We start from the raw sequence: 24,073 nt of genomic DNA, 5'->3' as shown, positions 1-24,073 counted from the left end.
CCGGGCGGTCTCTGATCGCGAAGAGACGTATCTCATGCCGTGACCTTGGGTAGATCGGCTGTGCCGGGCTGTGCGCGCCCGGGCCTCATGGTGTTTCATAGAACCGAATAAGGTTCTACTTACACCGCCGTCGAGGAGCGCAACGTATGCAGCGCGAGATCTTCACCGAAGAACACGAGGCCTTCCGCGACACCGTGCGGTCCTTCATCGCGAAGGAGGTCGCGCCCTTCCACGAGCAGTGGGAGAAGGACGGTGTCGTCTCCCGCGACGTGTGGCTCGCCGCCGGACGCCAGGGCCTGCTCGGCATCGACATCGACGAGCGGTACGGCGGTGGCGGCGAGCGTGACTACCGCTACTACGTGGTCATGGGTGAGGAACTGGCCCGCGCGGGGGTTCACGGCCCGGGTTTCGCGGTGCACAACGACATCAACGGCGGCTACCTGAGCCGCCTCGCCACCGATGAGCAGAAGCAGCGCTGGCTCCCCGGCTACTGCTCCGGTGAGATCATCACCGCGATCGCCATGACCGAGCCCGCCGCCGGCTCGGACCTGCAGGGCATCCGGACGACCGCGGTCAAGGACGGCGACGACTACATCCTCAACGGGCAGAAGACCTTCATTACCAACGGGATCCTGTCCGACCTGGTCATCGTCGTCGCCCGTACGGACCCCGAGGCCGGTCACAAGGGCATCAGCCTGCTCGTGGTCGAGCGCGGCATGATCGGTTTCGAGCGGGGCCGCAACCTGGACAAGATCGGCCTGCACGCCCAGGACACGGCCGAGCTGTACTTCGAGAACGTACGGGTCCCCAAGGCGAACCTCCTCGGTGAGGAGGGCGAGGGCTTCGTCTACCTGATGCAGAACCTCCCGCGCGAACGGGTCGCCATCGGCGTCACCGCGCTCGCCGGCGCGGAGAAGGCGTTCGAGGAGACGCTGGAGTACTGCCGCAACCGCGAGGCGTTCGGCCGGCCCATCGGGCGGTTCCAGCACAACCGATTCACGCTGGCGGAGATGAAGACCGAGCTGTCGGTGGCCCGGGCGTTCACCGACCGCTGCGTGACCGAGCACGTCGCGGACCGGCTGAGCACCGAGGAGGCCTCGATGCTCAAGTGGTGGAACACCGAGCTGTGCAACCGCGTCGTGGACCGCTGCCTGCAACTGCACGGCGGCTACGGCTACATGACGGAGTACCCGATCGCCAAGGCCTACCTCGACTCCCGCATCCAGACGATCTTCGGCGGCACGACCGAGATCATGAAGGAGATCATCGGCCGGAGCCTCGGCCTGTAGGCCGGCCTGGGCCTTCCTGCTGTGCGTGGTCTGTGCGTGATCTGTGCGGGGCTGCCGACAAGCTTGTTGACATGAGCGCTGAAGCATCTAAGGGCGAAGTCGTCGTCGTCACCCGTTTCAAGGTCGATCCCGCGAACATCGAGGAGCTGAAGGCGAAGCACGACAGCCTGGTGTCGGCTCTGCGTCCGGTCGCCTCCGGGCCCAGGGAGGCGGAACTCGGCCGGGTCGATGACCAGACGTGGGCGGTCGTCTGGCGGTGGGACACCGCCGAACAACTGCGGACGGCGCAGCAGAACGCCCAGAGCATTCCTGAGGTGGCGGCGGCGTTCGCGCTGATCAGCGACGTCTCGGGAGAGGCCGTCGAGGTCGCTCAGCGCGTCTGAGCCGAAGCCGCGCGGCCGTGTACGGGTTTCGTCGCCTGCGCGGTGGCGTCCGGCGGGTCTGAGCCGAAGTCGTGCGGCCGTGTACGGGTTTCGCCTGCGCGGTGGCGTCCGGCGGGTCTGGTCCGAAGTCGTGCGGCCGTGTACGGGTTTCGCCTGCGCGGTGGCGTCCGGCGGGTCTGGTCCGAAGTCGTGCGGCCGTGCACGGGTTTCGCGTGCGCGGTGGGCGCCGGGCGAGTCGGCGGGTGGCCCGGCGTTGCCTGACACCGCAGTGGAGGGGCGGTCACGGAGCGGCGGCCGCCGCTCCGGCGGGGTGTTACGAGCGTGCCGTCAGCGCGCCCGTAGCACCCCGCCGGCTCTCTTCCGCCGGGCTCGACGCCGGGCCCGGCAATTTGGAAGGCGACACGGGGCGGCCGGTAGAGCACCATCGGCGGGAAGAGTCGGCCCAGCGGCTGACGCGTACCACTTCAGTCGCCGATGGTCAGGAGGATTCAAATGATGCCGAGCCAGGGGCTCACCAGCGATGTGGCGGCGCTCTATGACGGGGTCGCTCAGGTCGTCGCCGCCACATGGGGCCCCGACCTGCACTTCGGATACTGGGACGACGACAACGACGCGAGCACCGTAGAAGAGGCCACCAACCGTCTCACGGATATGGTGATGGAAGGCGTCGCCCCCCGGCCGGGTCAGCACATTCTCGATATCGGCTGCGGCATCGGCAATCCGGCCATGCGCCTGCTGAACGCCCACAAGGTCAGTGTGCACGGCATCACCGTGAGCCAGGTGCAGGTGGCCGAGGCCACGGCTCGCGCCGGAAGAGAGGGCATGTCCGATCGCGCGACGTTCCAGTACGCCGACGCCGCCGATATGCCGTTCGTCGACGCGTCCTTCGACGCGGCATGGGCGATCGAGTCGATGGCGCATATGGACGACTGCGAGCGCATGCTGTCGGAGACCGCCCGTGTGCTGCGCCCCGGTGGCCGGCTGGCGATCGTGGACGTCATCCGGCGCGACCCCGTCGCTCCGGAGCGGCAGGGCGACGTCGACGCCATCTGCCGTCTCTTCGCCCTGCACACGCTGGAGACCGTTGATCGGTACGAGCAGTGGCTGAAGGCTCAGGGCTTCGTGGACGTGCGGGTTCGTGACATCGGAGACCACGTCATGCCTCGCACCGGCATGGCCATGGCTCGTGCTGTGGAGGCCAAGCGAGACGAGCTCGTGGACCTCGTCGGTGCCGAGCAGGCCGACGCGCTCATCGCCTTCATGCGTACCGCTTCCCGGACGCATGAGATCGGGTACATCTACGCCACCGCGATCCGCGGCTGAGCCGTCCGCCACTGAGCCGTCCGGCACTGACCCGCCCGCCACTGAGCCGCCGGCAAGGCTCGCCTTGCCGGCGGCTCAGTGCGTCAGGATCCGGCCGGGAGAGCAGACTCCGCTCACCCGGCCGGCGACCGGGTGATACCGCCCCCGAACCCCCGGAGTAGCGGCGCCAGGCCCCGCGTGGGGGCCCTTCGCGCCTGTCCGGGAGTCCGCGTCGGGGCGGGGATCGGTCACCTGGTGGCGTACCGCCTGCGCTGCCGCAGCCGCAGTCCCTTACGCAGTTTGCGCACCCGGGTGTCGGCCATGTCCCACAGAGTGCTCACCGCCGTGAGCGTGAGCAGGATCGTGCCGTTGACCGCCATGACCGGCGGTCGGTACTCCTTGCCCGTGGCCGCCACGAACTCCGGTTCTTTGGTGGCCGCGAGGCTGAGGTCGGCCTGTTCCATGCGGTGGACGCGCGGCAGCTTCCACAGTCCCGGCAGCGCGGAGTACGCGCGCATGGCCGCCTTGGTCGGCGGCAGCTCGACGCCGTTGTCAAGGCGCCACCGGGCCCGCCGCTCCAGGCCTCGGTGCCACGCCTCGATGATGCCGGCGACCCGATGCGGATCCACGCGGTGCCACGGAGCCGACTGCGACAGGTACAGCCGCCGGGTCAGGTTGGTGCGGAGCCGGATCTGCTCCTGCGTCTCCCGGTCCGAGTAGCCGCCGTCCGTCTCCAGCAGCCAGCGGACCGCACGGAACCTGCCCAGCAGCGTCGCCCCGAAGATCATGTAGTCGAGCATGTGATCGAGGATGAAGAAGCGGCTGTCGGCGATGGCCGGACTGTACTTCGATTTCACCATCGACCGCATGATCCGCCAGTCCGCCGTGACGGCCCGGTTGACGTGGTCGATGTAGTCGGTGTCGAGCCGGTCCTGTTTGACGTCCTGCTCGGCGATGTTGGCGATGTGCCAGGACGTCGTCATCGACAGTGAGATGCCCTGGCTGTAGAACGCATCGATGATCGAGGAGGCGTCGCCCACCATGGCGTAGCGGCGTGGCGAGACGAACGTGTCGGTCAGGTGCTGGACGTCGCGGTAAGCGCTGAACTCCAGGACGTTGTCCTCGCTGAGCCAGTCCAGCAGCGGGTAGCGGCGCAGCACCTTCCAGAAGACCTCGCGGGCGTTGCCCTCCTCCGGAGGACGGCCGCGGTGGTAGGTGACACCGACGCTGATCCGGTCTCCGGCGAGCCTGATGAGCCAGATCCAGTAGCCGTCGCCCCACAGGTGCATGGTGTTGTGGTCGCGGCGCGCGACGACCCCGTCGGGGAAGGTGTAGTTCCACCGGTCGTCGAAGAGGTCGCTGGTGCAGCCGGAGAACTGCGCCCAGGCGGCCGTGGTCCTGAAGTCATCGTCCAGCGGCAGGGTGTGGCCGAACTTTCGCGCCAGCAGCCGGTTACGGCCGGAGCAGTCCACCACCCAGCGGGCGGCGATCTCGCCGCTCTCTCGCTTGTCGCGGGAGCTCCAGTGCAGCAGGTGGTCATCGCCGTCCTCACCCAGCTGCACGTCGCGGACCAGTCCCCGTTCGTTCAGGTCGAGTCCCGGCGTGCGCCGTGCGCGGTCGCGGAGCTCGGCCTCGACCTCGGGCCGGACGATCTGCGCGTCCTTGAAGAGGGCCCGTGGGAAGAGAGGATCGTGGAACTTGTCGATCCAGCTCTGCGGGATGTGGCTCTCGAAGCCCCACTCGGAGACGGAGGAGTCGAAGCTGCTGCGGCCCTCCAGGCCGTGGACCATCCAGAAGCCCTCTTTCTCGAAGGACTCGTTGAGACGGTCGTCCAGGTCCCCGAGAGTTCGCAGGAAGGCATTGGAGAAGATGAGCAGGGACTCGCCGACCTTGTAGCTGGAAAGCTGCTTCTCCGTCGGCTGGTCGATGCACACCACCGACAGACCGCGTTTGGTGAGGGCGATGGCATTGATCAGCCCGACGATACCGGAACCGATCACACAGACATCGGCGTGTGTGCGCTCTACCGTTTCCTTTTGAGTAGCCACAAGGGACCTCTCTGATTGGCTGAGCCAAGGATTCAGGACGGCAATGGACAAGGGCGAACCCGCCATAAAGGTGAGCCTGGAGAAAACTCATCCCGTACTGAGCAGGCGAGTGCCGTGGCCGGCCTCGTACGGAATCTCGCGCACGCGCACGTTCTCCTCCCCGGGTCTCGAGGCGAGGCGGCCGGAGGATTCCGTGCCCGCACCCCTCCTCCTGGCAGGGTCGTCCAGCAATTACCGAGCATGCATGAGCCGGAACCGGCTGTCTTCTTCGTCGTTGCTGAGTTGTGCGCTTACCGTAGGAGGAGGGTTTCTGTCGCCGACCGTACGCCGTTTTCGGTCCGTATCCGGTTGAATTTTCAATTCGTAATCCGCGACGAGGCCTATCAGAGTCGGCCGTCTCATTCTCGCGGCCGGGTACGGCTCATCCTCGCCGGTCCTGCGGCGTGCGTCAGAGGTCCGACCGGAAGACCGCGAGCCAGAAACGCCCCCCGCCCGGACCGGCCGGGTGGCGGACGTCGTCCAGCCGCTCACGGACGAGCCCGCCGGTCGCGAACGCCTCGATCTCGGCGCGGGTCAGCGGCCATGGTGGAACCGGGCTCTTGGGTTCCGTCGTCTCGGCCGCCGCCGTGACGACGACGAGCGTGCCGCCCGGTGCCGTCAGCCCGGATACCGCGGAGATGGCACGGCCGCGCTCCGGATCGGGCAGTGCCTGGACGGTCTGCACCTCGATCACCAGGTCGAAAGCGCCCGGCCAGGTGGCCGGCGGGTCCAGCAGGTCCGCCTGGACGTAGCGGACATCGGACCGAGGGAAGCGGTGCCGTGCCATCCGGATCGCGCTGGCGGACAGGTCGAAGGCCACCGTGTCGAACCCGAGACCCGCGACGAACTCCGCGTCGTCGCCGAGCCCGCAGCCGATCACGACCGCCCGCCGGCCGGCGCAGGAGAGGTTCTCCTCCCGCGCCCAGTTCACGAGCAGCGGCTGCGGACCGCCGCGGTCCCACGGCACCGACGTCCGCCCCAGGGACGCGGCGGCGTACAGGGGCTCGAACCAGCCGGTCGGATCACCGGCCGCCAGAGACTCCACCGCGAGGCGGTTGGCGGTGTGGCCGTCGCTCACGAGACCTCCCGATCGAGTGGCGGAGAAGTGCCGCTCATCCCATCACCGCCAGTGTGCCGCCTTCGGCCGGCCACGGCCGGGCGATCGCGTCACGCGGGCGTCCGGTGCACGGCTCCTCCTGCGCGCAGTAGGCCGCGTACACGTCGATGAGCGCCGGGAAACGGTAACGGTTCCGGCCGGTCGGCTCCAGCAGGTGGTTGGCGGCGAGAAGCTCGAGGAGTTGTTCGGCGGTCATCCGGCTGACACCCGCCAGGACCGCCGCCCCGGACACGGTGATCAATCGTGCGCCGTACCGCCCGAGCAACCGGAACATGCGCGCCGCCTGAGGCGGCAGGTCACAGTACGACGCGGCGAAGATGGACCGCAGACTGGCCGTGGCGTCCCCGGCGACCGTCAGCCGGTCCAGCCGTCCCCGCCTGGCCGCGTACCTGCCGGCCAGGCCCGCGGGCGTCATCGATGGGTCGGCGGCGAGTTGTTCCGCGACGATCCGCAACGCGAGCGGGACGTGGCCACAGAGTTCCGCGAGGCGCCGCGCGTCCGCGGTCCGGGACGCCAGCCGTCCCGGACCGGCGAGATAGGTCAGCAGTTCCAGCGACTCGCGCGGCGCCAAGGGCGCCAGCCGGACGCGCCGGGCGCCGTCCCGCGCGACCAGCCCGGCCTGCCGCCGCCTGCTCGTCACGAGCACGCAGACCGGTCCGTCGGGTATCAACGGCCGTACCTGCTCGGCGCCGGACGCGTCGTCGAGCACGATGAGCATCCTGCGGTCGTGCAGGAGCCTCCGGTACAGCGCCGCCCGGTCCTCCAGCCGTGAGGGCATCGAAGCCTCACGGACCCCCAGGCCGCTCAGGAGCGAGGCCAGCGCGGCGGACGCGCTCAGCGGGCCGCGGTCCGGGTTGAACGCGCACAGGTCGGCGAAGAGCTGACCGTCCGGGTACAGCCCGGACAAGCGGTGCGCGACGTGCACGGCCAGCGCCGTCTTGCCCACCCCCGCCGCCCCGTCGATCACGACCAACCCGGCTCCCGCGCCGCCGGCCTTCCGGCGTGGAGTGAGGGCGTCACGCAACAGTCCGCGCTCGCGTTCCCGGCCCACGAAGCCACGGACGTCCGGTGGGAGCTGCGCGGGCCGTGGCATCGCCGGCCCCGGCGCGTCCCGCGGATCCGGCTCGGCCGGGGCCACGGCCGGCGCCGTCTCCGTGGGATCGTACGGGATCGCGTCGAAGGAGCCGGTCAGGATCTGCTCGTGCAGCCGCTGAAGGTCCAGCCCGGGCTCGATGCCCAGTTCCTCGCTCAGCAGGCGCCAGGTCTCCCGGTACAGCGTGAGGGCGTCCGCCCGACGGCCTCCCCGGTACAGGGCCAGCATCAGCAGCCACCGCAGCCGTTCCCGCAGCGGCTCCTTGGCGACCAGTTCCGCCAGCACGCCGGTGACCTCCGTGTGACGCCCGGCGGCCAGCAGCGCGGCGGCCCAGTCCTCCACGGCCGTCAACCGCATCTCCGCCAGGTGCGTGCGCTCCAGCTCCGCGAACGGACCGGACAGGTCGACGTAGGCGTCGCCACGCCACAACCCGAGCGCCGCTTCGAAGGCCTCCAGCGCCGCCTTCGGCCGCCCTTCGGCGTTCAGCCGCCGCGCCCGCGTGTGCAGCCGCAGGAACCGCTCGACGTCGACGTTCTCCGGATCCATTCGCAGGCTGTAGCCGTTTTCGGAGGTGACGATGAGCCCGCCGGACTCCCGCCTGCCCCGCTCCGGCTCAAGGACCTTGCGCAGCCTCGCGATATAGACGTGCACGCAGTTGGCCGCCGACTTCGGAGCGTTCCGCCCCCAGACCGCGTCGATGATCTCGTCCGGCCGCACCTCGTCGTTCACCCGGCGTCCCAGCAGACCGAGGACGGCACGCTGTTTCGACGGTGCGATCACCACTTCCCGGCCGTTCCGCCAGATCCGCATCGGACCCAGCAGTTCAAGGCGCAGTGGTTCACATGTGTCTGACAAGACCGGTCGCCTCACTTCGTCTGCGTTGCCGTTGTCGCGCCGCCCGTTGGGGCCTCCGAGTCATTCCGGCGGGGGCCGGAGCGGCCTGGGCGGTGCGTTCAGAGCGGGATATTTCCGTGCTTTCCTCTGCCGGCGCGCCCGCCCTCCTGCTGGGCCGCGAACACCTCCAGCATCCGGACGCGGCTCTGGGACGGATCGATGACCCCGTCGATCACACCGAGCCGGACGCCGTGGTCCAGGTCGCGGTTCGCCTCGCGATGTTGCTCGATCAGGCGGGCTCGCATCGGCTCGCGTTCGTCCTCCGGTACGGCTGCGATCTTCTTCCAGTGGAGGACCCGGACCGCCGACTCCGCGCCCATCACGCCGACTTCGGCTTCCGGCCAGGCGAAGATCGCCGTGGCCCCCAGGGAACGGGAGTTCATGGCGATGTAGGCTCCGCCGTACGATTTGCGGGTTACCAATGTCACGCGCGGTACCCGCGCCTCCGCGAACGCGTACAAGAGTTTCGCGCCGCGCCGCACGACGCCGCTCCATTCCTGCCCGACGCCCGGAAGGTAGCCGGGCACGTCGACGAGAACGATCAGCGGGATTCCGGCGCAATCGCACATTCGCACGAAACGCGCCGACTTCTCCGCGCTCAGCGAATCCAGGCATCCGCCCTTGCGCAGCGGGTTGTTGGCGATGACACCGACCGTGCCGCCGCCCAGTCTGCCCAGGCCGATCACGACGTTGGCCGCCCACTTCGGCTGCAGTTCGAGGAAGTCGCCGTCATCGACGATCTCGTGCACCAGCGGACGCACGTCGTACGCCCTGCGCGGCGACTCGGGCAACAACGCCCGCAGATCCTTGGGCGGTCCCGCGGCGCCGACCCGGAACGATCCAGGCCGGCCGAGGAGGTCGGCGAGCCGGCGAGCGGTGTCGAAGGCGGCGTCCTCGGACTCGGCCGTCACGTGGGCGACTCCGGACTTGCGGCCGTGCGCCTCGGCACCGCCCAGGCCCTCCATGTCGATCTTTTCACCCGTGACGCTCGAGACCACGTCCGGGCCGGTGACGAAGATCCGCCCGGCGGGCGCCATGATCACTAGGTCGGTGAGCGCGGGTCCGTACGCGGCACCCCCCGCGGCCGGGCCGAGTACGACGGAGATCTGCGGAACGACACCGGATGCCCGGATCATCGCCGCGAAGATCTGCCCGATGCCGTGCATCGACTCGATGCCGTCGCCGATCTTCGCGCCGCCGGAGTGCCACAGGCCGATGATCGGGCAGCCTTCGCCGGCGGCGAGGTCGATGGCCTCGGCGATCCGTGCGCATTCGGCCAGGCCCAGCGCGCCGCCTCGCCGCGTGGCGTCGGTGCAGAAGGCGATGACCTTCAGCCCGTCGATCTGGCCGCGTACGGTCGTCGTCGCAATCTCGTCCGGCTCGTGCAGCATCACCGGGGACCCGGGATCCAGCAGACGGGTGAGCCGGTTGAGCGGTGTACGGGGATCGTCATCCCGTTCGGACGCTGTGGGCATGGGCGCGGTGGACGTTTTCACCACATGTTCTCCTTGCGATTTCTCGTGGGGCGGCTGATGCGGCGAAACGCTCGGCGGTCCCTGCCCTCGTGACTTCTTCACCTGGCGCGATCCGGTCGATCCGATGCCGTCGAACTTCGCGCGGAGCTGACGCAGGCCGCGTTGCCGATTCCGGTGGACCGTCCCCCAATGGACTCCGAGTAGCAGCCCCGCCTCTTCAAGCGAGTAGCTCTCGATGTCGACGAGCCTGATCGCGGCCGCTTCCCTCGCCGTCAGGCTGCTGAGCAGGGCGGCGACGACAAGGCGATCCTCGCATTCTTGGAGCCCGCCGTCGTGGCTTCGTTCGGTGTCCAGTGCCTGCTCGAGGGCCAGGGTCCGGGAAAGGCGTTGTCGCCTTCGCCACGAGTCGCGGATGATGTTCTTCGCGGTCACCAGAAGATATGCCACCTTGTTGGGATGGGATTCGAAGTTCTGGCGGGCCTTTTGGGCGCTGATTTTTAGATATACCTCCTGCACGACTTCCTCGGCCTCGTGCGGATCGCCCAATAACTGCACGACTCGCGTGTACAGGGCCGGCCGGATCTCGATGAACAGATCATTAAAATCCTTCGCCTCGTCCACGGTCATCGCCTCTCGAGCATCGCCGGCCGGACTGAGTGCCCCCAGGTGACCTGGTAGAGGCGGATTTCACGAATCACTGATCGCGGGATCGGTCATTTGCCCGTGCCGCCGCCGTCACCGCTACCGCGGTGGGTGCGGCACCGCTGCTCACTGAGGTTCGCAAATGGCTCGGAGGCTGTCTTCTCCGAGATTGCCGCTGACGCAAGGGGTTGTCCTGATCCGGCCATCAATCACAACAGCGGTATGCCTTGTTCGTGGCTTATATGACGCTGTTCCGCTCGAAAGGAGACTGCTATGCCCGAGACCGTCGTGAGCGAGCTCAGAGTCTGGGACCGGCTCGAGGTCTGGGACGAGGCCGAGGTCTGGGACGAGCTCAGGGTCTGGGACGAGCTCGAGGTCTGGGACGAGCTCAGGGTCTGGGATGAGCTCAGGGTCTGGGACGAGCTCAAGGTCTGGGACCGGGCGGCCTGATCCGGTCGGTCCTGTTCATCCAGTACGGCGCGGGAACGTCGCTCGGCGTCCCCGCGCTGTCACATCCCGAGGAGAACCGGAGCGACCATGCCGTCCACACCAGCGCCGAAGCATGACGGAAAGGTCCTTCTCGTCGCCGACCAGGGCGTGAGATCGGCTGAGCACATGTCCAGGGCCGACGTCGACCAGAGGGTCGATGACTTCTATGCGGGCATCGGCGGTGAGAACTTCTTCCGCGCTCTCGCGGACCGGTTCTACGAACTCGTCTCCGAGGACGATCTGCTGGCCCCGCTGTTCCCGGTCGCCGACTGGCCGCGCCAGGCGGAGCGCCTCGCGGCGCACTACATCCAGCTGTACGGCGACAACGACCTGACGGCGGCATGGGACCCTCACCTGCATCAGGCGCACAGTCACTGGCTCATCACCAGAGAGCAGCGGCTGCGCTGGCTCGCGCTGATGAAGCGCGCGGGTGAGCTCATGCAGGCGCCGGAACCCCACTTCACCGAGTTCATGACGATCATGAAGATCGCGAGTGGCGAGATGATGGCGGTCTCGCGCGGTGCCGCGATCGCGCGGGGCGAGCGCTTCCACTGGGACGGTACCGAAAAATGAGCCGGCGGCCGGCCGGTCGGATCGCGGTGGTGGGGGCGGGGTCCGCCGGAGCGTTCTTCGTGCTCGAACTCTCCCGGCTGCGTCCCGGCGTGCCGATCGATCTCTATGAACGGGGTGGTGCGCCGCCCGGTGCGGGCATCGTGCTCTCCTGGGAGTTCGCCGACCGGATCAAGGCCGATCATCCGCAGGTCCTCGACATCCCCGGCTCCGCCATGGCGACGTGGGATCGCACTCTCACGGTGGTGGACACCGAGCGGGTGTGGTCCGGGGCGTACGGGATGTTCGGGGTGTCCAGGGAGGAGTTCCAGCGCCACGCGCGGGATCTGGCGTCCGGGTTGCCGAACGTCACCCTCCGGCGGCGCACCGTCTCAGGCCGCCCGGGCGAGCCGGGAGACCACGACCTGGTCGTCGTGGCCGATGGCGCGAGGAGCCGGACGCGGGCGTCGCGCGAGGGAGAGTTCGGCACACGTGCGTTCCCGGGCCGGACGCGCTTCCTCTGGATGAGCACGCCGATCGCCCTGGAGCCGACCTTCGTGCTCAAGCCGGTGTCCGGCGGGTTGCTGATCGTCCATTCCTATCCTCACGGGACGGACGTGAGCACCTTCATCGTCGAGGCGGATATCGAGGTCATCGCCGCTCAGGGCCTGCACGACCGGCCCCTGCCCGAGGTCGAGACGCTGCTGGCGGAGATCTTCAAGGACGAGTTGCGCGGGGCGCCGCTGCGCGCCCAGACCGGGGGATGGCGGGCCTTCTCCACGATCACCAACGAGCGGTGGCACAGCGGCCCCCTCGTTCTCATCGGGGACGCCGCGCACACGGTGCACTTCTCGACCGGCTCGGGTACCGCGTTGGCGATCGACGACGCCCGCTGTCTCGCCCGGGCGCTCGCGGAGAGGTCCTCGGCGGCGGAGGCGCTCGCGCAGTACGAGGCGGAGCGGAGGCCGGTGATCCAGGCCGCGCAGGCCGAGGCGGACGAGAGCCGGCGGTGGTTCGAGACGCTCAGCCGCCGTGAGCGGGTCCGTGGGCATCAGACGGTGTTCGCGCTGCGCAGCCGAAGAGCGGCGAACACCTACGGCCGGCTGCGCGCCCGCGACCCGGAGTTCGTCGACGCGGCGGTACGCACGCTGGCCGGCGGCCCGGCCGACGGCGAACCGGCCGACCTGCCGATCGGACTCGGCGGCATCCGGCTCACCGGCCGCTGCGCCGCGGTCGAAGACGACGGCCGGGGAGGTCCCGTGCTCCGGCTACCGGCGGCGGACGGGTATGTTCCCTGCCCGGTCCTCGACGCCGGCGGTCCGCCTCCGGACCCGGTCCCGCGCTGCGCGCTGGTCGCCGGCGACCCGGACGCCGGCCTCGGGGCCTTCGTGCGGAGGCTCCGCTCCGGCGGCGCGTCCGCCGTCGGCCTGCTCGTACCGGCCGCGGAACCCGCGAAGGCCAAGGAGACGACGGCGGCCGGCGGCGACTTCCTCGCGGTGCCGTCGCTTCCCGGGAACGGGCGCGGCGAGCGGACGCGCGCCGCCGACGAGGCCCGTTATGAATGCGGACTTCCCGTGTTGCTGCTTTCGGCCGAACCTTTCTCGCGAGACGAGATCAACACCCTTATCCTCGGGGGCCGGATCGACTTATTCGCTTATGTCGGCGGGCTGAAGGCCGATATTTCCTGAGCTCACGTGTTCGATGGTCGGTGACCGGCGAAAGGCGAGACCAGTGGCGAAAACCTGGGTGCGGCGGCTTCTCCCAGAGCCTGGGCCCGGTCGGCTCCTCCTGTTGTGCACCGCGGTGGCCAGTCTCGGCAATGGCCTGTACATGACAGGTGGTGCCGTCTATTTCGTGCGCAAGGTCGGCCTTTCGCCAGGCCAGGTCGGACTCGGGCTGTCCATCGCCGGGGTGCTCGCGCTGCCGATCGGCGTTCCTGTCGGCTATCTCGCCGACCGGTTCGGCCCGCGGGGCACGACCGCCGTACTGGCCTTGGGCAAGGCGCTGATGCTCACTCTCGCCGCCTTCGTGCATTCGTTCGCCACATACGTCGTCGTCGCCGCCATTCTCGGCGTCGCCGAGAACACCGGCCACGTCGCGCGTGGCGCGCTGGTGGCGGGCGTCATGGGCCGCGACGGCCGGGTACGGCTCTCGGCGTACATGCGAAGCGTCTTCAACGGCGGCTTCGCGCTGGCCTCTCTCGCCGCCGGAATCGTCATCGCCGTCGACAGCACGGGAGCCTACCGGGGGCTCTTCTTCGGCAACGCCGCCGCGATGGTGATCGTCTCCGCGCTGTACATGAGGCTGCCGCGCGTTCCCGGCGTGCGCCCCGAGGGACGCGAACGCTCCGGGCTGGGCGCGCTGCACGACGTGCCGTACGTCCTCGTCGCACAGGTGGCCGGCCTGGCCCGTATCGGCCCGACGATCGTCGCCGTCGGCATTCCGGTGTGGCTGGTCACGCACACGTCCGCGCCGCGGCCGCTCGCCGCGTGGCTGACGTTGATCAACACCCTGATCGTCGTGTTCCTCCAGGTGCGCGCCGCCCGCGGCGCCGACACGGTCCCGGGCGCCTCGAGACTGCAACGCTGGACGTTCATGGTGATCGCAGGCGCCTGTGTCATCACCGGTTTCTCCCACGGGGTCCCCGGCTGGAGCGCGGGCCTGATCCTGGCCGCCGCCGTCGTCCTGTTCACGTTCGGGGAGATCTGGGGCGAGGCGGCCCGCTGGGGGCTGCGGTACGAACTGGCGCCCGGCAAACTGCAGGGCCAGTACGGCGCCGCCTTCGCCATCGGTGACGCCGTGGCCCTGATCGTCGGCCCCACGCTCGTGACGGCGGTGCCGGACCGGCTCGGTCTCGCCGGGTGGCTCCTGCTCACGGCTCTCTTCCTCGTGGCCCTGGCCCTGAGCCGGCCCGCCGTGCAGTGGGCCGTTCGCACCCGGCCGGTCGCGCCCGACACGCCCTGACCCCGCCGGGGCCGGCCCGTCACTCGCCGGACCTCACGCACGGCATCGCCCCCGGGCACCCGCCCTCGCCTCCGCCTGGTCCCGGACCGGCGGAACGGTGGACATGAACCGCCGCCGCCCGACCGGGACCGGTGGCGTGCCCGCCTTTCCGGACTCCCGCCGGCGGGCCGATCGCGGCACCGTCCGATCCAGACAACGTGCAGATCGGATTCAGATGCTCCCGCGCATGCTGGATCCGGCGTACCGCGTACCCCCAAAGCGTGCGCGACCGGTTCGGAAAAGGGAAGGTCACGGATGTCGTCCACTGTCTTCGGGATTCCTGACGATTTCGACGTCGTCATCATCGGCGGCGGGCCCGCCGGCGCCACCGCCGCGGGCCTGCTCGCCCAGCGCGGGCGCCGTGTGCTCGTCCTCGAGAAGGAGCGTCACCCGCGGTACCACATCGGCGAGTCACTCATCCCGGCGGTCATGCGCCCCATGGACGAGCTGGGTCTGACCGACCTGATGGACGAGCGCGGCTTCGAGCGCAAGTACGGCGGAAGCCTCGTCTGGGGGAACGAGCAGATCCCGTGGAACTTCTCGTTCATCAAGGGCGGCAAGTTCAGCCACGCCTACCACACGCGCCGGGCCGACTTCGACGCCCTCATCCTGAACCGCGCGCGCGAACTCGGCGCGTTCGTCATGGAGGAGACCACCGTCAAGGACACCATCGAGAACGAGGACGGTCGTGTCGTCGGCGTCCGGTACCAGATCCGCGGCATGGACGAGGTGCGCGAGGCGCGTGGCTCGCTGGTCGTGGACGCGTCGGGGCAGGCCCGCATCCTCAGCCGCAAGTACGCCGACGTCACCTGGCACGACGAGCTGCGGAACGTCGCCGTGTGGACGTACTTCGACAACTGCCACCGGCTCCCGGGCGACGAGTGGACGAACATCCTCATCGAGGGGCTCGAGGAGGGCTGGTTCTGGGCCATCCCCATCGAGAAGGGGAACATGAGCGTCGGGTACGTGACGCGCTCGGAGAAGGTCGGCAGCACCGACAAGTCGCTCCAGGAGGTGTTCAACGCCGAACGCGAGCGCACCACCCGGCTCAAGGAGCTCCTCAAGGACGCCCGCCAGGCGAGCGGCTTCCGTACCGCGCGCGACTGGTCCTACACCGGCACCAAGTTCTACGGCGACGGCTGGGTGCTGGTCGGCGACTCGGCCGCGTTCGTCGATCCGCTGTTCTCCACCGGTGTCGCGCTGGCGACCCTCGCGGCGAGCGTGCTGGCGAAGGTCATCCACAAGATCCTGGACCATCCGGCCATCGAGCAGGAGGCGCTGAGGCGCTACTCCGACGCGTACAAGTCCTTCTTCGACGAGATCCGGACGTTCGTCGAGCGCTTCTACGACCGGACCCGGCACAAGGAGTTCTACTACGGCCTCGCGCAGGAACTCGTCGACCCGGAGAAGAAGAACGAGCCCTCGAAGGACTTCGTGACGCTGATCTCCGGACTCAGCGGACAGCACGCGCTCTTCAAGATCGACCTTGAGGACGTCGAGCTGGACTCGCTGACCGCCACATCCTCCTGACCGGCCGGGGTGGTGGACACCGCGTCACCACCCGCCGGACCCCCGAACCTCGCCGTCCGGGCCGCGACCGCGATGCCCCGGGCGGGCGAGGCCGGGATCCGTCATCCCGGTGGCCGTCCTGCGGACGTCCGCCGACGCTCGCAGCCGGTCCGCGAAACCACGAATGCCCTACAGAACCAGGAATGAAGGGTGAGGGAGTTGAAGCAGAACAACACCTCCCGAACGTCCGCCGACCAGTACGACGTGGCGATCCTCGGGAGCGGCATGGCCGGGGGCATGCTCGGAGCCGTACTGGCCCGCAACGGGGTCAAGGTGCTCCTCCTCGACGCGGGCACGCACCCGCGGTTCGCGGTGGGCGAGTCGACGATCCCCTACACGTCGGGGATGACGCGCCTCATCGCCGATCGGTACAACGTGCCCGAGCTCAAGGCGATGTCCAGCTTCAAAGGCGTCCAGGAGCACGTGTCCCGCAACTGCGGCCGCAAGCAGAACTTCGGCTTCGTCTACCACGAGGCGGGCCGGCCGCAGGATCCCGAGCAGATCAACCAGCTGGTCGTTCCGGCGCTGCTGCGCACCGAGACCCACCTGTTCCGGCAGGACGTCGACGCGTACCTCTTCCAGGTGGCGGTCAAGCACGGCGCGCACCCCCGGCTGAACACGCGTATCGCCGAGATCGACATCGACCCCGACTCCGGCGCGGTCCTGCGCACGGAACGCGGTGAGGAGTTCCGGGCGAGCTACGTCGTCGACGGCAGCGGCTTCCGGTCCCCCCTGGCGGAGAAGTTCGAGCTCCGCGAGACGCCGACCCGCGCGCGTACGCACTCGCGCTGCCTGTTCACGCACATGGTCGGGGTCACCCCCTTCGACGAGGCGCCCGCCGCCAAGAATCACCGGCAGCCCAACCCGTGGCACAACGGAACCCTGCACCACGTGTTCGAGGGCGGCTGGCTCTGGGTCATCCCGTTCGACAACCACCCCGGCGCGATGAACCCGCTGTGCAGCGTCGGCCTGACCCTCGACCCACGGGTCTTCCCCAAGGGCGACATGTCACCGCAGCAGGAGTTCGACGCGTTCCTGGAGCGTTTCCCGCAGATCGCGCACCAGTTCAGGAACGCGAAGGCGGTGCGGCCGTGGGTGTCCACCGGCCGGCTGCAGTACTCGGCCAAGCAGGTGGTGGGCGAGCGGTTCTGCCTGACCTCGCACGCGGCCGGGTTCATCGACGCTCTGTACTCCCGCGGTCTCACGAACACCCTGGAGATCATCAACGCCCTGGGCTGGCGGCTCATCGCCGCGTCCCGGGACGGTGACTGGTCCTACGAGCGGTTCGCGTACCTGGAGGCGCTCCAACAGGGGTTGTTCGACTTCCACGACGATCTGGTCTACAGCTCCTTCGTCGGCTTCGGGAACTACGAGCTGTGGAACGCCGTGTGCCGCACGTGGATGCTCGGCACCATGCTCGGCAACGTCATGCTCGAGGACGCCTACTACCGCTACATCAAGGAAGGCGACGACAAGGTCTTCCTCGAACTCGAGCAGAGCGCCTGTCCCGGGTCGCCCCTCCCGGTCAGCGAGGGCTTCAACGAGATGGGCGTGGCAACGCGCGAGCTGTGCCGCCAGGTCGAGGACGGGTCGCTGGCGGCCGAGGAGGCGGCGCGCCAGATCCTCGACCGGATCAAGAACGCCGACTTCATCGCACCCTCCTTCCGTCTCGGCGAACGCGACACGCGGTGCTTCAACATGACGCCGATGAAGATGGCCAAGAACGCGATCTGGTGCCGTCGCGAGGCGCCGCCGCAGGTCGGTCCGCGCATGATCCGGGCGAGCAAGGGCCTCGTGCGGATGCGGTTCAAGGAGTAGCAGCCCGCCACCGTCACCGTGGCAGGAGCCGTCCACCGCGGGAGCCGGGGCGCCGGGCGCGATCGGCGCACCGGACCCCGCGGTCATCATCGAGGACACAAAGGCAGCGTATGGACGCGAACGCAGCAGAGGACATCGCGGAACCGATCGCCATCGTCGGCATGGCGGGCCGGTTCCCCGACGCGCCGGACGCCGGGAGCCTGTGGCGGCTCCTGATGGAAGGCGGCGACGCGATCAGGCCGGTCCCGGCGGACCGGTGGGACACGTCCGCCCCGCTCGATCCGGAGCGGCGGATCCAGGCGGTCGGCGGCTTCATCGACGGAGTGGACCTGTTCGACGCGGGTTTCTTCGGCGTCTCCCCGCGCGAGGCGGAGGCGATCGACCCGCAGCAGCGGCTGCTGCTGGAGATGAGCTGGCTCGCGCTGGAGGACGCCGGACAGCGGGCCGGTGACCTCGCCGGCAGCCACACCGGTGTCTACGTCGGGGCGTCCTGGCATGACTATGAGATCCTCCGCCGCGAGCGCGGGGCCCGTGCCACCCCGCACAGCCTGGTCGGCAACGCGCTCGACGTGATCGCGGCGCGCCTCTCGTACTTCTTCGGCCTGCGCGGGCCCAGCCTCACCGTCGAGACGGGATGCTCGTCGTCGCTCGTCGCGTTGCACCTCGCCGCGCAGGCACTTCGGCAGGGCGAGATCGGCTCGGCGATCGTCGGCGGGACCAATCTCATGCTGGACCCGCACGTCACCATCGGGCTGACCCACTTCGGCGGGCTGTCGCCCGACGGCCGCTCGAAGTCGTTCGCCGCGTCCGCGAACGGCTTCGTGCGCGGTGAGGGCGTCGCGGTCCTGTACCTCAAGACGCTGGAACGCGCGCTGCGCGACGGCGACCGGATCCACGGTGTCGTCGCGCGTACGGCGGTCAACAACGACGGCGGAGGGGACAGTCTCGTCACGCCGAGCCGGGCGGGTCAGGAGGACCTGCTGCGCCAGGTCTACGGTGACGGCGCCGTGCCCCTGGACGCGCTGGCCTACATCGAGGCGCACGCGACCGGCACGGGGCGCGGCGACCCCATCGAGACGAACGCCATCGGCAACGTCGTCGGGCGCGGGCGTACGTGCGGGCCCCTGCCGATCGGCTCGATCAAGACGAACATCGGGCACCTGGAGGCCTGCGCCGGGCTCGCCGGCCTGTTCAAGATCCTTCTCGCCCTCCGGCACCGGGTGGTGCCGCCGAGCCTGCACTCGGAGGAGCTGAACCCCGCGATCCCCTTCGAGGAGCTCAACGTCCAGGTGGTGCGCGAACCGCTGCGCCTGCCGGAGACCGACCCGATCTATCTCGGGGTCAGCTCCTTCGGATGGGGCGGCACGAACGCCCACGTCGTGATCACCGGAGCGCCGCGGACCACGGACGGGACGGATGACGAGAGCCCGGCTCTGGGCCTGCCCGCCCTGCTGCCGATCTCCGCCAAGCACCCGGCCGTGCTGGCGGAGCGCGCCGCCCTGCTGAGCGACGATCTGCCGGAGGAACCGGACGGTCTCACCGCGCTCGCCGGCGCCCTCGCCTGGCGGCGTGACCACTTCCCGGTACGCGCGGCGGTGATCGCGGACGAACCGGAGCGTGCCCGCGCCGCGCTCGGCGCGCTGGCCTCGGGAGAGGACGAGCCGGACGCGCCCGGCCTGGTGACCGGACGGGCCACCGGCCGTGGCCGGGTGGCGTTCGTCTTTCCCGGCCAGGGCTCCCAGTGGGCGGGGATGGGACGCGAGCTCTACCGGGACAGCCCCGTGTTCGCGCGCGTCGTACGCCGCTGCGCCGACGCGCTGCGGCCTCACGTCTCATGGGATCCCCTCACCGTCTTCCTCGGCGAGTCCGGGGACGAGTGGATGACCCGGATCGACATGCTCCAGCCGACGCTGTGGGCGATGTCGCTCGGCCTGGCCGAGCTCTGGCGTGCCGCCGGCGTCGAACCCGACGTCGTCCTCGGCCACAGCCAGGGCGAGATCACCGCGGCGACGCTCGCCGGTGTCCTCTCGTACGAGGACGGCGCGCTCGTCATGGCGCGGCGCAGCGCCATCGCCCGCCGCACCTCGGGACGGGGCCGTATGCTCGCGGTCGATCTCGACCGTGACGCCGCGCTGCGGGCCCTCGACGGTTTCGAGGACAGCGTCGCGCTCGCCGTGCACAACGGGCCTCGTTCGTGCGTCCTGTCCGGCGACGAGGACTCCGTGCTGATGCTCAAGGAGCTGCTGGACGCCGAGGAGATCTTCTGCCGCCTGGTCAACGTCGACTACGCCTCCCACAGCCCGCAGATGGACGAGCTGCGCGAGGACCTGCTCGCCGCGCTCGCTCCGGTGGCACCGCGGGCCGGAGACGTCGAACTGCTGTCGACCGTCCGTAACCGCCGCCTGGACGGCCCGGAGATGGACGCGGCGTACTGGGTGGAGAACCTGCGCCGTCCCGTGCTGTTCGCGGACGCGATGAGCACGCTGTTCGACGAGGGCGTCACCCACGTCGTCGAGGTGAGCCCGCATCCGGTGCTGACCCCGGCGCTGGAGCAGCTCGCCGCGGACCGCGCCGAGCCGCCGGTCGCCCTGCCGACCCTGCGTCGCGACCACGGAGGACCCGAGAGTTTCGCGCTCGCGCTGGGGCGTGCGTACGCCGCCGGCCTGGAACCGTTCGGCGGCCTGCCCCGGCGGCACCTCGCCGAGGCTCCCGGGTACCCGCTGCACGGAGAGCGCCACTGGACGCCGGCGCGCCGGCGCGGCCCGGCCACGGCCGCGGGCTTCGACGTCACGCTCCTCCCGGCGCCCGGCGAGCCGGACACCTGGCACGGCGAGCTGGGCATCGACACCGATGACCTGCCGTGGCTGCTCGACCACCAGGTGTACGACGCGCCGGTCCTGCCCGGCGCGGCCATGCTCGGCGTGGTGGTGAGCACGGCGCGGGCGCGCAGGGGGGCCGCGCCCCGCCGTGTGGACGACGTCGTCTTCGGCAGTGCGCTCGCGCTCGGCGGCGGATCGGTCCGGCTGACCGCCGAGTGGCGGGACGACCTCGCCGACGGTGGCGGGTTCCGGCTCCTGTCGCTGCCCGAGAGCGGCGAAGCCTGGGTCGTGAACGCGACCGCGTGGGTCTCCTTCGCCGACGCCGACGCCGACGCCGACGCCGGCGGCGCGGCCGCTCCGGAGTTCCCGGCCTGGGCCGACGACGGCGCCGGAAACGGCGACGCCTTCTACCGGCGGTGCGCCGAACGAGGACTCGGCTACGGGCCCATGTTCCAGAGTGTGCGGTCGGTGCACGTCCGGGAGGGAGGCGTCGAGGCGGCGGGGCGGGTCCGGCTCGCCGACCGGCTGCTGCCGGGCAACCGTCCGCACACGCTGCTGCACCCGGCTCTGTGGGACGGCGCCCTCCAGGTGGCGCTCTCGCTGTTCGACGGTGACGGGGCGCTGGTGCCCACGGCCGTACGCGCCGTCCGGCTGCTCGGCGACCCGGCCGAGCCCGTGACCGAGGTGTGGTCCCACGCCGTTCGCCGTGACGACGGTCTCGTGGATGTTCGCGTCTTCGACGCGACACGGGTTCCCCTCATGGTCATGGAGGGGCTCGCGCTGGAGCCACTGCCCGGCGCGGCCCCGGCCGCGGCCGGAGCCGAGCGCCGGCACCACATCCGCTGGATCGACGTGACCGAGGGAAGGTCCGGCGACGCGCCGGCGTCACCCGGCCGGTGGATCGTCTTCGGTGACGCCGCGCTCGGTACGGCCCTGACGCTCGCCGGAGCGGAGCTCGTCGCCGTCGCGGATCCGGAGACGGCCGGGGCGACCGACCTTCCCCACGTCGACGGAGTCGTGTACGCCGTGCCCGCTGCGGGCGCGGAACTCGGCACGCACCGTCTCGGCCTCGAGCGGCTGACCCGGCTCGTGGGCGCCTGTGCCGGCATGGGCGTTCCGCCGCGCCTGGCGGTGGTCACCGCGCTGGCCCAGGCGGTCACGCCGGCCGACCGCCCCGACCCCGGAGCCGCTCTCTACTGGGGTTACACCCGCGTGCTGCGCCGCGAGCACGGCGAGCTGAACGCCCGTGCGATCGACGTCGACCCGTCCGCGGCGGATTGGGCGACCGCCTGCGCGGCCGAGATCCTCTTCGGTGAGGAGGATCAGGTGGCCCTGCGCGGCGAGCGGCGCCTGGCCGCCCGGCTGACCGCGGGCGAGACGGCCGGCACGCCGGCGGCCGAACTGCCGCCGCCCCGTACCGCGGCGCAGCCGTTCCGTGTCGCCGTCCTGCGTCCCGGGCGGCCCGACGGCGTCGGCCGCGTTCCGGCGGCCCGGCGGGAACCGGGGCCCGGCGAGGTGGAGATCGAGGTCAGCGCCACCGCGCTCAACCCCACGGACGCGCTCAAGGCGGCCGGCGCGTTCCCCGGCCCGCCGGACGAGGCCGCCGCCGTCCTGGGAGACGAGTGCATGGGCCGCGTCGTCGCCGTCGGCCCCGACGTCGCCCTGGTGTCACCGGGGGATCGGGTCGCCGCGTGCGTCCCCGGGGCCCTCGCCTGCCACGTGACGGTACCCGCCGCGCGAGTGCTCCCCGTGCCCGGCGGTCTCGACGACGCGCAGGCCGCCGGGCTGCCCCTGGTCATGGCGATGGCCTGGTACATGCTCGTCGACCACGGCCGCGTCAGCGCGGACGACACCGTCCTGATCCAGGCGGCCGCCGACACGGTCGGTCTGGCGGCGGTGCACGTCGCGCGGCTCCTGGGCGCACGCGTGCTGGCCACCGCCGACACCGAGGGCAAGCGCGCTCACCTGCGCAAGATGGGGATCAGCGGCGTCTTCGACTCGCGTGACCTGTCCTGGGCCGAGGGCGTGCGGGCCGCGACGGAGGGCCGCGGCGTCGACGTGGTCCTCAACTTCCTGCCCGGCGCGGCGATCTCCGCGGGGCTGGACGTCCTCGCCCCCGGCGGGCGGTTCGTCGAGGCCGGCCGGCAGGACATCATGAAGGGCCGCCGCGTCAGCCTCAGCGCGTTCGCCAAGGGCATCACCCTCTCCGCTCCGGACGTGCGGGGGATGGCCCAGCGTGACCCCGCGAGGTTCGTCCAGATTCTTCGGACCGTCTGGGAACACATCCGCTCCGGCGACCTCGAACCGCTGCCGGTGCACCGGCGCCCGTTCGCACGGGCCGGTGCGGCGCTGTTCGAGATGGCGCGGAACCAGCACGTCGGTCGTATCGTGCTCACGGAGCCGCAGAGTGTGGAGACGGTCACCGCCGTGCCCATGCCCGGTGGCAGGTTCCGCGCCGACGGCACCTACCTGGTCACCGGTGGCCTGGGGGCGCTCGGCCTGTCGTTCGCGCGGTTCCTCGCCGACCACGGCGCGGGCGCCATCGCCCTCATGGGCCGGTCGGAGCCCGACGACACCACGGCGAAGCTCCTGGCGCGGATGCGCGAGGCCGGAACACGCGTCGAGACCGTCCAGTGCGACGTCGCGGACGCCGCGGCGCTACGGCGGAGCCTCGCGTCGCTGCGGGCGGACCTGCCGCCGCTGCGCGGCGTCGTGCACGCCGCCGGACTTCTCGACGACGCGACGATCCAGAACCTGACCGGTGAGCAGATCGCTCGGGTTCTCGCGCCGAAGGCCGACGGGGCGCACAACCTCGACGAGGCCACCGCGGAGGACCCGCTCGACCTGTTCGTGCTGTTCTCCTCGGCCGCCGCGCTCGTCGGCAACGCCGGCCAGGCGGCGTACGCGGCCGGCAACGCCTTCCTGGACGCGCTCGCCGAGGCGCGCCGCAGGCGGGGGGTTCCCGCGCTGAGCGTGCAGTGGGGACCGTTCACCGGGATCGGTCTCGCGGCGGCCGACGAGCAACGCGGCGCCCGGCTCGAAGAGCGCGGCATGGGCGGGATCACCGTGGAGGAGGCGTGGCCGGCACTCGCCGACATGCTCGGCCAGGACGAACCGGTCATCGGCTACGTGCCGCTCGATCCGCGGCGCTGGTTCGACGCCTATCCCGACACGGCGGCGCTGCCGAGCTGGGAACTGCTGTACGAGACCGCACGGCGGGGCGGCGCCGCCGACGTGTCCGGCGGGGAGTTCCGCGCTCTCGTACGGCAGGCCGCACCAGAGGCCAGGGCGGAGCTGGTGGAGCAGAAGGTACGGGAGCTGGCCGGCCGCGTGCTGCGCGCCGACCCGGCCCGTATGGAGCCGGAGACACCGTTCAAGGCACTCGGCCTTGACTCGCTCATGAGCCTCGAGCTGCGTAATCGCCTGGAGTCGGCGTTCGGTCTGCGGCTCTCGCCGACTCTCCTGTGGACCTACTCGACCACGAGGACGCTGGCCGGCGCGCTCTGTGAGCAGTTGTCCGACGCGTCCTGACGTGCGACGAAGC

14 protein-coding genes are annotated in these 24,073 nt (G+C 70.4%); 10 read left to right on the top strand and 4 right to left on the bottom strand.

The features are described from left to right. Positions 1 to 146 precede the first annotated feature (146 nt). From OG417_RS43005 to OG417_RS42995, 3 genes are all read left to right on the top strand, one after another. A complete protein-coding gene (locus tag OG417_RS43005) occupies positions 147 to 1,289 on the top strand; it encodes an acyl-CoA dehydrogenase family protein (RefSeq protein ID WP_329241846.1) in 1,143 nt (380 codons plus the stop codon). Positions 1,290 to 1,360: 71 nt separating this feature from the next. Continuing rightward, positions 1,361 to 1,672, top strand: coding sequence for an antibiotic biosynthesis monooxygenase (locus OG417_RS43000; protein WP_329241843.1), 312 nt, complete (start codon positions 1,361 to 1,363; stop codon positions 1,670 to 1,672). A 492-nt stretch (positions 1,673 to 2,164) separates the two neighbouring features. Beyond that, positions 2,165 to 2,995 (top strand): methyltransferase domain-containing protein, encoded by an 831-nt coding sequence (locus OG417_RS42995; RefSeq protein WP_329241839.1) that lies wholly within the window; start codon positions 2,165 to 2,167, stop codon positions 2,993 to 2,995. 227 nt (positions 2,996 to 3,222) lie between these two features. On the opposite strand, the gene OG417_RS42990 is transcribed toward OG417_RS42995, so the two are convergent. From OG417_RS42990 to OG417_RS42975, 4 genes are all read right to left on the bottom strand, one after another. Next, positions 3,223 to 4,974, bottom strand: coding sequence for an NAD(P)/FAD-dependent oxidoreductase (locus tag OG417_RS42990; RefSeq protein ID WP_329241836.1), 1,752 nt, complete (start codon positions 4,972 to 4,974; stop codon positions 3,223 to 3,225). Positions 4,975 to 5,470: 496 nt separating this feature from the next. Next, the gene (locus OG417_RS42985) at positions 5,471 to 6,139 is read right to left on the bottom strand and encodes a class I SAM-dependent methyltransferase (protein WP_329241834.1); all 669 of its coding nucleotides are present in this window, start codon (positions 6,137 to 6,139) and stop codon (positions 5,471 to 5,473) included. 34 nt (positions 6,140 to 6,173) lie between these two features. Next, positions 6,174 to 8,126 carry an AfsR/SARP family transcriptional regulator gene (locus OG417_RS42980; RefSeq protein ID WP_329241831.1) on the bottom strand — a complete coding sequence of 651 codons (1,953 nt, stop codon included), beginning with the start codon at positions 8,124 to 8,126 and terminating at the stop codon, positions 6,174 to 6,176. A gap of 98 nt (positions 8,127 to 8,224) precedes the next feature. Then, complete coding sequence (locus OG417_RS42975) at positions 8,225 to 10,267, bottom strand: sigma-70 family RNA polymerase sigma factor (protein WP_442875610.1); 2,043 nt, start codon at positions 10,265 to 10,267, stop codon at positions 8,225 to 8,227. Between the two features lie 288 nt (positions 10,268 to 10,555). On the opposite strand from OG417_RS42975, the gene OG417_RS42965 reads away from it, so the two are divergent. The 7 genes from OG417_RS42965 to OG417_RS42935 all read left to right on the top strand — a co-directional run bounded on the left by OG417_RS42965 (position 10,556) and on the right by OG417_RS42935 (position 24,060). Further along, a complete protein-coding gene (locus OG417_RS42965; RefSeq protein ID WP_329241828.1) occupies positions 10,556 to 10,732 on the top strand; it encodes a hypothetical protein in 177 nt (58 codons plus the stop codon). A gap of 165 nt (positions 10,733 to 10,897) precedes the next feature. Further along, positions 10,898 to 11,344 (top strand): truncated hemoglobin, encoded by a 447-nt coding sequence (locus OG417_RS42960; protein ID WP_329241825.1) that lies wholly within the window; start codon positions 10,898 to 10,900, stop codon positions 11,342 to 11,344. Next, a complete protein-coding gene (locus OG417_RS42955) occupies positions 11,341 to 13,008 on the top strand; it encodes an FAD-dependent monooxygenase (protein WP_329241822.1) in 1,668 nt (555 codons plus the stop codon). The genes OG417_RS42960 and OG417_RS42955 overlap by 4 nt, the downstream gene beginning before the upstream one ends. A gap of 13 nt (positions 13,009 to 13,021) precedes the next feature. Then, a complete protein-coding gene (locus tag OG417_RS42950; RefSeq protein ID WP_329241818.1) occupies positions 13,022 to 14,284 on the top strand; it encodes an MFS transporter in 1,263 nt (420 codons plus the stop codon). Positions 14,285 to 14,578: 294 nt separating this feature from the next. Beyond that, positions 14,579 to 15,853, top strand: a complete 1,275-nt coding sequence (locus OG417_RS42945) for an NAD(P)/FAD-dependent oxidoreductase (protein ID WP_329241815.1) — start codon at positions 14,579 to 14,581, stop codon at positions 15,851 to 15,853. Positions 15,854 to 16,042: 189 nt separating this feature from the next. Beyond that, positions 16,043 to 17,710: an NAD(P)/FAD-dependent oxidoreductase gene (locus OG417_RS42940; RefSeq protein WP_329241813.1), complete on the top strand. Its 1,668-nt coding sequence runs from the start codon at positions 16,043 to 16,045 to the stop codon at positions 17,708 to 17,710. Positions 17,711 to 17,820: 110 nt separating this feature from the next. After that, positions 17,821 to 24,060 (top strand): SDR family NAD(P)-dependent oxidoreductase, encoded by a 6,240-nt coding sequence (locus tag OG417_RS42935; RefSeq protein WP_329241811.1) that lies wholly within the window; start codon positions 17,821 to 17,823, stop codon positions 24,058 to 24,060. Positions 24,061 to 24,073 lie beyond the last annotated feature (13 nt).

Source organism: Actinoallomurus sp. NBC_01490 (assembly GCF_036227085.1).
Taxonomy (GTDB): Bacteria; Actinomycetota; Actinomycetes; order Streptosporangiales; family Streptosporangiaceae; genus Actinoallomurus; species Actinoallomurus oryzae.
Note: the sequence above shows the minus strand (reverse complement) of the source record. Positions and strands in the feature narration are given on the sequence as shown.